The sequence below is a fragment of the Anaeromusa acidaminophila DSM 3853 genome, assembly GCF_000374545.1.
Taxonomy (GTDB): domain Bacteria; phylum Bacillota; class Negativicutes; order Anaeromusales; family Anaeromusaceae; genus Anaeromusa; species Anaeromusa acidaminophila.
In genome coordinates, this window is sequence record NZ_KB894599.1 from 59556 (window position 1) to 70477 (window position 10922).

General features: G+C 46.5%; 9 protein-coding genes. 4 read left to right on the plus strand and 5 right to left on the minus strand.

Annotated elements, in window-relative coordinates:
* The first annotated feature begins 7 nt into the window (after nucleotides 1-7).
* Together C508_RS0113040 and ppdK are read left to right on the plus strand one after the other, a co-directional pair.
* Nucleotides 8-847: a pyruvate, water dikinase regulatory protein gene (locus C508_RS0113040; protein ID WP_018704010.1), complete on the plus strand. Its 840-nt coding sequence runs from the start codon at nucleotides 8-10 to the stop codon at nucleotides 845-847.
* Nucleotides 844-3501, plus strand: a complete 2658-nt coding sequence (gene ppdK / locus C508_RS0113045) for a pyruvate, phosphate dikinase (protein WP_018704011.1) — start codon at nucleotides 844-846, stop codon at nucleotides 3499-3501. The genes C508_RS0113040 and ppdK overlap by 4 nt, the downstream gene beginning before the upstream one ends.
* Before the next feature lie 510 nt (nucleotides 3502-4011).
* On the opposite strand, the gene C508_RS0113050 is transcribed toward ppdK, so the two are convergent.
* The 3 genes from C508_RS0113050 to C508_RS0113060 form a co-directional block, all read right to left on the minus strand.
* Nucleotides 4012-4638 (minus strand): ankyrin repeat domain-containing protein, encoded by a 627-nt coding sequence (locus tag C508_RS0113050; RefSeq protein WP_018704012.1) that lies wholly within the window; start codon nucleotides 4636-4638, stop codon nucleotides 4012-4014.
* Nucleotides 4639-4721: 83 nt separating this feature from the next.
* Nucleotides 4722-5150, minus strand: a complete 429-nt coding sequence (locus tag C508_RS0113055; RefSeq protein WP_018704013.1) for a hypothetical protein — start codon at nucleotides 5148-5150, stop codon at nucleotides 4722-4724.
* Nucleotides 5151-5364: 214 nt separating this feature from the next.
* Nucleotides 5365-6555 (minus strand): acyltransferase family protein, encoded by a 1191-nt coding sequence (locus C508_RS0113060; RefSeq protein ID WP_018704014.1) that lies wholly within the window; start codon nucleotides 6553-6555, stop codon nucleotides 5365-5367.
* Nucleotides 6556-6887: 332 nt separating this feature from the next.
* Between C508_RS0113060 and C508_RS0113065 the strand changes: the two genes are divergently transcribed.
* Nucleotides 6888-7436, plus strand: coding sequence for a helix-turn-helix domain-containing protein (locus C508_RS0113065; RefSeq protein ID WP_018704015.1), 549 nt, complete (start codon nucleotides 6888-6890; stop codon nucleotides 7434-7436).
* Between the two features lie 136 nt (nucleotides 7437-7572).
* On the opposite strand, the gene C508_RS0113070 is transcribed toward C508_RS0113065, so the two are convergent.
* Nucleotides 7573-9288 (minus strand): methyl-accepting chemotaxis protein, encoded by a 1716-nt coding sequence (locus C508_RS0113070; RefSeq protein WP_018704016.1) that lies wholly within the window; start codon nucleotides 9286-9288, stop codon nucleotides 7573-7575.
* Nucleotides 9289-9619: 331 nt separating this feature from the next.
* Nucleotides 9620-10594 carry a diguanylate cyclase gene (locus tag C508_RS0113075; protein WP_018704017.1) on the minus strand — a complete coding sequence of 325 codons (975 nt, stop codon included), beginning with the start codon at nucleotides 10592-10594 and terminating at the stop codon, nucleotides 9620-9622.
* A 123-nt stretch (nucleotides 10595-10717) separates the two neighbouring features.
* On the opposite strand from C508_RS0113075, the gene C508_RS0113080 reads away from it, so the two are divergent.
* A partial coding sequence (locus C508_RS0113080; RefSeq protein WP_018704018.1) for a transposase occupies nucleotides 10718-10922 on the plus strand: 205 nt, incomplete at its 3' end.

The following is a 10922-nucleotide window of genomic DNA, read 5'->3' on the forward strand; positions in this document are numbered from 1 at the left end:
TTTCTTCATGACTCATTCCGGTACGTCCGCGCATCCCGCTGTTCTCTTCTTGCTTTCCGACTCAGTCGGGGAAACGGCGGAAGTCGTCACCAAAGCCGCCTGCAGCCAATTTGACGCCGGTCATGTCGAATTGCGCCGCATGCCCTACCTGGCTTCCGTTTACCAAGTAGAGGAAGCTTTGCAGGAAGCTGCCGCCACTGCCAACGCCGCTGTGATTTACACTTTAGTTAGCCCCAATTTACGTAAAGCCCTGAAAGCCAAGGCTGCAAAGTTGAATTTAACCTGTGTGGATGTAATGGGCCCTGTTGTTGACGCCCTCACACAGATCAGCGGTTTAGACCCGCGCAACGAGCCTGGCATCCTGCGCAAAATCGACGAAGCGTACTTCAATCGCATTGAGGCCATTGAATTCGCCGTCAAATTCGACGACGGCAAAGAGCCGCGCGGTTTACTGCGAGCGGATATCGTCGTCACAGGCGTATCGCGCACCTCCAAAACGCCTTTGTGCATGTATCTGGCGCACAAAGGACTTAAAGCCGCCAATCTGCCGCTGGTTCCGGAAGTGACCGTACCGCAGGAACTCTTTCAAGTACCGGCCAGTAAAGCGGTAGGTCTTACCATCAAACCGGACCATCTTTATGAAATACGCCGCGAACGTCTACGCACCATGGGGCTAGCGCAAACAGCGGAATACGCCAACTTTGACCGTATCCTCGAAGAAATCGAGTATGCCATGCGCATTATGCGAAAAATCGGCTGCCCGATTATCGACGTTACGAATAAAGCCACCGAAGAAACCGCCGCTAAAGTATTAGAATATTACCGGAAGGGAGCCGAATTACGATGAAAAAATATGTATATCTTTTCGCGGAAGGAAGCGCCGAAATGCGCTCACTATTAGGAGGTAAAGGCGCCAATCTAGCTGAAATGACCAATTTAGGTCTGCCCGTGCCTCCCGGCTTCACCATCAGCACCGAAGGCTGCCGCGAATACTATGCCCAAGGCGCCAAACTACCTGCAGGTATGGAAGAAGAAGTATCCCGTCAACTAGCCGTCTTGGAAGAACAAACCGGCAAGCGTTTCGGGGACGCCTCCAACCCGTTGTTGGTATCGGTTCGTTCCGGCGCCGTTTTCTCCATGCCCGGCATGATGGATACTATTTTAAACCTCGGCCTGAACAGCAACACCGTCGCAGGCTTAGCCGCAGCTACCGGCAACGAGCGTTTTGCGTACGACTCCTATCGTCGGTTTATCCAAATGTTCTCCGACGTCGTTTTGGACATCCATAAATACGAATTCGAGCAGCGTCTTGATGACGTCAAGGAAGCGGAAGGCGTTCGCTTCGACCAAGATCTCAGCGCCGACGCTCTCAAGGAAGTCATTCGCCAGTATAAAAAACTGGTTCACGAACACAGCGGTCGTTACTTCCCGGAAGAACCTAAAGAACAGCTATTCATGGCTATTACCGCCGTTTTCCGCTCCTGGAATAACGACCGGGCCATTGTCTATCGCAACCTAAATAAGATCGACCACGACCTGGGTACCGCCGTCAATGTCCAGTCCATGGTTTTCGGCAACATGGGCAATGACTCCGGCACCGGCGTCGCCTTCAGCCGTAATCCTTCCACCGGTGAAAACAAACTCTACGGCGAGTACTTAATGAATGCCCAAGGCGAAGACGTTGTCGCCGGCATTCGCACGCCCCAAAGCATTGAAAAGTTGGCGGACGATATGCCGCACGTCTATGAACAATTCCGTAAAATCGTAAAAACCTTAGAAACACACTATAAGAACATGCAAGATATCGAGTTCACCATCGAAAAAGGCAAGCTCTATATGCTGCAGACTCGCAACGGCAAACGCACTGCCGCCGCGGCCGTCAAAGTAGCTCATGATTTAGTACAAGAAGGCCTGGTAAGCAGCGCTGACGCACTGCTTATGGTAGAACCGGCGCAAATTGGCCAATTGTTGCACCGCCAGATCGACAGCTCCGCTAAGCTCGACGTTCTGACCCAAGGCCTGCCCGCTTCGCCTGGCGCCGCTTCCGGAATGATTGTCTTTGACGCAGACGAAGCCGAATTATTAGGACGCCAAGGCAAAAAAGTCCTCTTAGTTCGCACTGAAACGACTCCCGACGACATTCATGGCATTGTCATGGCCCAAGGTATTCTCACCAGCCGCGGCGGCATGACCAGCCACGCCGCTGTGGTAGCCCGCGGTATGGGCAAACCCTGCGTTTGCGGCTGCGAAGCCGCTCGCATCGATTATCATGCCAGAACCTTGAGCATCGGCGATTTAACCTTGAAGGAAGGCGATCTCCTCTCCATTGACGGCGCCACCGGCCGGGTCATCAGCGGTTCCATCCCCTTAAAAGAGCCGGAACTCTCACCGGAATACCTGACTCTTTTAGCTTGGGCCGACGAATATCGCCGCCTGGATGTCCGCGCTAACGCCGATACCCCGGAAGACGCCGCCAAAGCGCGTTCCTTCGGAGCCACCGGCATCGGGCTGGTCCGCACGGAGCATATGTTTATGGCCCAAGATCGTCTTCCTTATGTGCAGCAGATGATTCTCTCCGAAACCCTAGAAGCGCGTCAAGATGCATTAACACATTTACTGCCTATGCAAGAAAACGACTTCTACGGCATCTTAAAAGCTATGGAAAGCTATCCGGTCTGCATCCGTCTGCTGGACCCGCCGCTCCATGAGTTCTTGCCCAGTCTGGAAGAGCTGCTCGTAGAAACCACTCGTCTTCGAACCTTGGGCAACGCTCCTCAGGAACTGGCGCAAAAAGAACTCCTCCTCAAAAAAGTCCGTCACCTTCACGAATTCAACCCCATGCTGGGACACCGCGGCTGCCGCTTAGGCATTACGTATCCCGAAGTATACGATATGCAAATCCAAGCCATTATGAATGCCGCCGCTAGACTGACTAAAGAAGGCCTCACAGTACTTCCTGAAGTAGAAATTCCCCTCACCCTCAGCCGGGAGGAAATGGATTTTTTCAAAGAACGCATTGACCGCATTGCGCAGGAAGTCATGGCAGAACGCCAGGTACAGTTCCACTATACCGCCGGCACCATGATCGAGCTGCCCCGGGCCGCCCTACTGGCGGACGAGTTGGCCGCCAGCGCGCAGTTCTTTAGCTTCGGCACCAACGACCTAACTCAGACTTGCCTCGGCTTCAGCCGCGACGATGCGGAAGGAAAATTCCTGCCGTATTATTTGGAGCAGAAGATTCTTAAAACCAATCCCTTTGTCGAGTTGGACCGCCAAGGCGTCGGCAAGCTGATGCGCCTGGCTGTCGCTGGCGGCCGCGCCACCCGCCCGGAGCTTCTGATTGGCATCTGCGGCGAACATGGCGGCGACCCAAGCTCCATCCAATTCTGTCATGAAATCGGCTTAGACTTTGTCAGCTGCTCTCCCTACCGCGTGCCCGTAGCTCGTTTGGCCGCAGCGCAGGCGGCGCTGTCTGATGGCGAAGTATTGGGAACCCGCTAAAAGCGAACGAACGCAAGAGTATTGTATTTAAGGTTTTCAATGAAAATCTTGCCGATGAATACAATATAAATTCCCTTCCACGTTGACATTAATCTCTTGGTGATGTACTATAAAAGTAAGAAGAGGGCCGTTTGGTCAAAGGGTCATAAAGGGATCAAAGAGTCATAAGTGGGGCAAAGCAAGATCAGATAGCCCACTTCAACATCTCATCCGACGAGTTCTGTATCCTGAGCGACTGAGTTAGTCGTCATGCCAACAGAAGGGATGAGATCACAGAGTGGCATGAGTTGGGAGCAAGAACGAGCGTTGTTCTTGGAAGAAAAGTTATCAGCATGCGGCTGATAGCAATTCTGAAACCAGCTGGAATCAGGATGATAAAAGGAGAATCGCAACACATGGTTGCGATTCTCCTTTTTTTACTTAGCTCCCGCATTCGTCAAAATCGTAATCATTTCCTTATTTTTTTCTTGTTTAGCCAACGCAAGCGCCGTAACATTGTTTTTTGCCTTCTTACTTCACGTCAGCGCCTTGCGCCAAAAGCTCCTTGGTATTTTCAATATTATTGTTAAGCACAGCCATCATCAACGCATTCAGACCCGTACCAGCATCTATCGCTTGAACATCCGGCTTCTTAGCCAGCAATAACCGAACGATCTCTGTATCCTTTTCCGCCGCTGCCATCATCAACGGCGTTGCCTCAAACCCTTTAGAAGTAAAGCGCGCATTCACATCCGCCCCTTTATCTAGCAAAAACTTAACCGTCTCCTGCTTGTCTTTGTCTTTCCCGCCCCCCAGAATAGCAGCAAACAGCGACGTTAACTCCCCTTTATCTTTACTTTTACTATTTACGTCCGCCCCTTTTTCAACCAAAAATTTAACCATCTCTACATTGCCAGTTGCCGCTGCGGTTACCAACGGAGTACCATTAGCGGTTGTAACATTCGGGCTCATGCCCGCTTCAATAAACAGCTCAACAATATCCTTCTTTTGATCCTCTATCGCTTTCACAAAACTCTGCTCATTGTATTGAATTTTTTTATCAGCCAGCTCTTTTTTTGCATCTTCCGGGCTATTGGAACATCCGGCGAGCAATACCGCCATGGAAAGCAGCCCCGCCATCAATAAACGCGTCATCATAATTTCATCCTCCATTTTTTTGATCTCACCATCAAGTAACTCACAGGACCCATCTGCTCATCTCATTTTCCCCTCAAGCCGACTCAACCAGCAGCATCACTTTGCTTCCATTTCGTATAGCCTTGAACCACTTCATATTCTTCAATAGGCCAAACGATTTTTGCATTTGTAATTCTAAAGGTATGGGCCGACTCACTATGAGGGTCAATCATCTTTTCAAAACTTCGAAACGTTCCCTTCACAGTATCTACATACCCTGCCCCAATATCAGCTCTCATGGTAGCGGACAGGTTTAGTTCGTAAATATAGTTAATATACTTATCCGTATGATTTGTAAAATACCCTTCGATTACGAGAACATTTTGAGGACGCCCTTGCCCGTCCAACTCATAATACAAATTCGTCGTTGTCCAAACGACCTTTTCCGCGGCCTCTACCCGCTCCGCCCCTAAAAATGCGCTCCCTATGCATACAGCAACACATACCAACACTACTTGCATCCATTTTTTCATACTCATGCCTCCTTGCTTTTTGCTTCCAAAAATCCCTAACACTATCATTGTATAAGGTATTTTCCCTAACCGATATCACCCGACGGGTGATTTACCCATTCTTAGTTATCTCTGAACAGTCCCGCTCACAGGAAACTAAACAAGGCTGCCTCTCTTGAATTCATCAAGAAACACAGCCTTGTATCACTATTACTGAGATGCTAAAGCACCGCACCTATGCCTTAAGGCATTCTTCATTTTCATTAGCCCGCTTTTTTGTCACGCGAAAAGGCTTTAAGCGGGAAAGAGCAAGTTCAGAAATCAAAAAGCAAATCACCAAAGCGAAAAAACAAGCAAGCATATACTTTATACCCACAGGCAGGGGATAGGCACGCATCGCCAATATGCTCAACATTAAAATAGGCTGATGAATAAAATAAATAGCATAAGAATTTCCGGCTAGTTTACGCAATAAATTCGCAGTGTAATTCATCCGCTGATGAAACAATGCAATCAAACCCAATACGGCTGCCAAACAGAAAAAGCCATATAATACATCATTGCCAAGCATGACTACCGTCAATTCTCGCTTAGACCATAAGACCATTCTATAGCGGGCATAAACACCTCCCAATAAAATAGCCATTGGTAGCCAAAACTTGACCCTCGGCATATAGCCGCAAGTAGCAAACCACTGTTTACGATACGCATAAACACCTAACGCAAAATAGAAAATATAAAAAGTGCAGCGCGTCGGTTGAAACATGATCACATTAGGAATCATAATCCAGGTAAAATCATCAACAAATTGCTTTGCACTAAAAAAAGCGATACTTGTCGCCAGCCCGAAGCCAACAATGAGTTTATTTGACGGTATCTCGGGCTGCCTAGCAACGCATTCCAACGGTTTATAGAAACGCAAGAGGATCGATAATCCTAGAAAGAACACCGTCAAAACACCCAAAAACCACAAATGCGCATGTTGGCGCGCCAGACCAAAAAAAATATTCCACCAATAATCCAAGTACGCTGGCGGCGTATCCAAACGACTTAAAAAATAAATATAGTTCACAGCTGGCGCTAAAAGTAAAATCCCCGCAAAATAAGGAATGATAATCCTTACTAGTTTGCTCCTCCAAAAAACGACTTGACCTGTTCGCAACAATGAGCGAATGCCAAAAAATCCAGCAAGAAAAAATAAAGTCGGCATTACAAAGACATCACTAATAGTCACAATAACATTAAAGAGAAAGCTATTTTGCGTATCAACCACATAATACCATTGCGGCCCCCGAACCATATAGGCTAACGCCCCATGATACCCCAAAACCAAGATAATAATAAAAGACCGCAAATGATCTAAAAAATACATTCTCTTTCCTAACACTTCCTGCTTACCGGGAGACGGCTGCACTGTATTAAACAATTGATCCCTCCTCCGTTTCAGTTTGTTGCATTACTAGTGCGTCGAAGAAAGCGGACTACACTCGTAGTCTTCCGCTTTACTTCTTATTCCCTTCTCTCCTTTTCCACTCGCTCCTTTTCATTTTTAATATTATATTGTATTTATTTCCAAAATCATCCTTTACATGTTGTAAATTTATAAAATCTATTCAATTACATTATTACCCAGCCATTAGAGTATGATACAATATTTCTAGCCTACTCTGTATCATGTTCTGAACATAATTAGCTCTATAAAATAAAGTAAGGCAAGGTAATTACTATCCCACATTCTCACGAAGAGGAGTTTTTATTTTGAACAACCTGAACGAAATCATCAGCCAAAATGTAATTCGTTTGCGCAAAGAAAAAAATTTCAGTTTTGACAAACTAGCCGAATCTTCCGGGGTTAGCAAAGCCCTCCTCTGCCAAATCGAACGCGGCGATTCCAACCCAACCATTAATACCCTTTGGAAAATAGCTGTCGGCCTAGGAGTTGCTCTAGGTGATTTATTGGAAACTCATGAATATCCCCTTGAAATTGTACGTAAAAAATCAAAACCTCCACTCATCGACAACGACGCTGGCTTGCGTTTATGGCCGATCTTTTCGAATTCCTTTTCTCCTGTTGGCATTTTCATTGCCGAGCTTGACTCGATGCACACACACAATTCGGCTCCCCATGACGCGTATTCTACTGAATACGTCTTTGTACTAGAAGGATCCTTAATTGTAACTATTAATGGGCGCTCTTCCAATTTATCAGAGGGCGACACTCTCTTCTTTCGAGCCGACCAACCGCATCATTACTACAATCCATCTCCGACCACTACCCATTTCCAATGTATTTTCCATCGACAGTAACCCTGCTCTTCTGATTTTAAGCTAAAAAGCCGTGAACGTTTTTTAACGTTCACGACTTTTTGCGCTCAATTAGAGCCTATGGCCAAATATTCCATCCCTATTAGTAACAGGAACTTCGTTTGTTCACCGCTCTTAACTAAATCTGAAATTTTGAAACTTCCTTTTGTAAATCCTGAGCCAAGGATGCCAGCGTTTGGCTGGCGGACGCAATTTCTTCCATAGAAGCCAGTTGTTCCTCCGTAGCTGCGGATACGCTCTGCGCTTCGGCTGCAGAGGATTTACTGAGACCATCGATGGTCTTAACCGTTTCCACAATTTGTTGGCTTCCGCTTGCCATCTGCTGAATAGCCGCAGAGATCTCCATGATTTGTCCGGAAACATCCGATACCAGCTTCACAATCTCTTGGAAGGCATCTCCAGCATCACTAACCACCTCTGCGCCTGTTTTGACTTCGCGCGTTCCCTCATTCATTGCCGAAACGGCCTTTCCGGTATCTCCTTGAATTTCTCCAATCATATTGGCAATTCGGCCGGCAGCTTCCTGCGATTGCTCCGCAAGTTTGCGTACTTCCTCCGCCACAACCGCAAAACCGCGCCCCTGTTCTCCAGCGCGTGCCGCTTCTATTGCCGCATTAAGCGCAAGAAGGTTTGTTTGCCCGGCAATACCGGAAATAGTGTCAACGATCTGTCCAATTTCTTTTGACCGCTCGCCTAGTTTTGCTACCACACTCGCTGAAGCATTAACAGTTTCTTCAACGCGCACCATTTGGGCCACTGCTTTTTCAACAGAAGCGCCACCTTCTTTAGCTTTGCCAGCCGCCTGTGCGGATTGCTCCGCAACAAGATTGGTATTTGCTGCAACCTGCTGAATGCTCGCGGACATCTGAGAAACCACGTCGGACGCTTCATTCGCCGCTACCAGCTGCTTATTCGCTCCGTTAGCTACATCCGTAATTGAAGCGGCCACTTGATTGGCAGCCTGAGCCGATTGTTCGGAACTGGCAGTCAGCTCTTCGGAGGAAGCAGCCACGTGCTCGGTCGATTCGTTGACATGTTGTAAGATTCCACGCAAATTGCTCCTCATATTCGCTAGCGCATCAGCCACTTGCCCAATTTCATCTTTTCTGCTAACCTTACGCGGTTTTTCACGAAAATCGCCAGCGGCCAATTCTCCGCAAAAAGCGACCATCAGCCGCAAGGGGTGAGAAATCATTTTGTTAATCATCCAGCCGAAGAAACCCAGGATTATACAAGCAACCAAAATGCAGCCTATTAAAATTTGTATGGCTTTTGCTTCGGCAGCTTGTATATCGGCGTTCATTTGCTCCGATATCTTCTGGATATGTACCGTATAATCGCGCACACTGCCGACATACTCGTTCGCTCGCGGCTCCAGCGTCGCCGAATATAGCACATAGGCTTCGGCGTTCTTATTTTGCAAAGCCAACTCTAGTATCGGACCTCTAGCGGCACGGTATTTTTGTTGAGCCTGTTCCATTTTAGCAAGCAATTCATCCGCTTTAGCATCCAAATGCATTTTCTTCAAACTGTCCATATTTTGGTTAATTCCTTGAGCTCGCTCCTCTATCGCTTTCTTCAGCTCAAGGTTTTTTGCCTCATCCGTTGTAAGCATCAATTCCAATACATTGCCATTAGCCGTTCTAAGAAATGAAGCGATTTCAACAGACAAACGAACCGGAATTAGCCTTTTTTCATACATAATAGCTATGTCTTTACTGGCTTGATTGAGATAGTAATACCCGGTAAAACCGACAATCCCCAACGATAAAAAAGCCACAAGGATTAAAACTCCTAACTTCATGCTCACTTTCATGTTCGTCAGTGTGTTCATTTTTCCTCAACTCCAATTTAAATTTTGCTTTTAGCATATATGTAATAAGAGGACTTCTTGCTTCTCAACTCCAAGCTCAAAGTCCCCAACTTTTGGTCTTTAAAGCTTATTGTTTTTCAATATTTCAGAACAATTATTTTATTACAATATAACACTGCATTGACAAAATGTAAATATTCTCTGTTACCCCCAGCCCTAACTCATTGCTACCACACATAAAAGCCGTGCAAAAATAGGAAATACCTCCCATTTTTGCACGGCTTTTATGGTTAACTATACTATGCAAGGCCTCTCTACTTCCCCTGCATTGACGCAAAATTTATATCCTTGATCAATTCCTCTGTCTCAGGTACGGAAAGAAGTCTTTATCTTCTTGTAAAATATGACCAAAAATAAAGTCATCAATAAAGAATGAGAAAAAAATGGCAGGCCTCAATCTGCGCTGTGTGTATGTCTCTCTCAATTTGAATGAAATATCGATCAATCCGTCGTGAATTTCTTTATGCCGCGCATACTCTGGATAGCCGGTTTGAACCAGAATTTCCTCTTCATAGGCAATATGCTCTTCAAGATACTGCAGTACTTGATCTAATTGTTTTAATACAAGTTGAGGCTCCGTTCCTTGAATTGATAAATCATAAAGATCCTTGCCCATCTCAATCAGTTCGCGATGCTGTTTATCAATGCCGGCATGACCGCTTTCCCATTCTTCTCTCCATTTTGGCAAAGCGCTTGCAATCGAACGTATTTCTTGCCCATCGGCACTAGCAACACAATTTCTCCCATTTTCTTTAGCCCGATACATGGCGCTGTCCACGCGTTCGTACCAGCTGTCAAACGATTCTAATTCTACATGCTCCGCTACGCCAATACTAACTGTAATTTGCCCCACCAATGGATACTCATGATTTCCTAAATGAGCGCGAATTTTTTCCGCTGCACTAACTGCATCGCCGCTATTCGTCTGCGGCATAACGACAATAAATTCCTCGCCCCCTAAGCGCACCAAAAAATCCGTTTTGCGAATCAAACCACGAACAAGCTGGGCCAGCTCTTTTAACACAAAATCGCCCACAGGATGGCCCCAAGTATCATTAATTCTTTTAAAATAATCCAAATCAAGCATCATCATACTAAGCGGCTCCTGATACCGCTCAGACCATGATATTTCTTCTTCAATTCGTTTTTTAAAAAAGAACCGATTAAATGCTCCTGTTAAGACATCATGTTGGCTTAAGTATTCATCACGCTTCTGTTTCTGCCAAGCCGTCGTAATATCGCGGAAATTCACGATTGCGCCTTTCACCGCTCCATCTTTTCCAATCGCAGGAGCACAAGTTCCGGCAATATTGGCATGCCCCCCGAAAATCGAGCCAGATTTTAAGTTAGAAAAAAGTATGCTAGACTAACTTAAAAAGGAGCGAAAAACATGGGGAAGAAAAGGTATACGGCAGAACAAATCATCGTGCATTTAAGAGAAGCGGAAATCCTGTGCGGACAAGGAAAGACGATTGCTGAAACCTCACGGCAGCTCGGAGTAACAGAGCAAACGTATTATCGTTGGCGTAAGCAATACGGAGGAATGACTTCTTCCGATGCTAAAAAGCTGAAAGAACTTGAGAAAGAAAACTCTC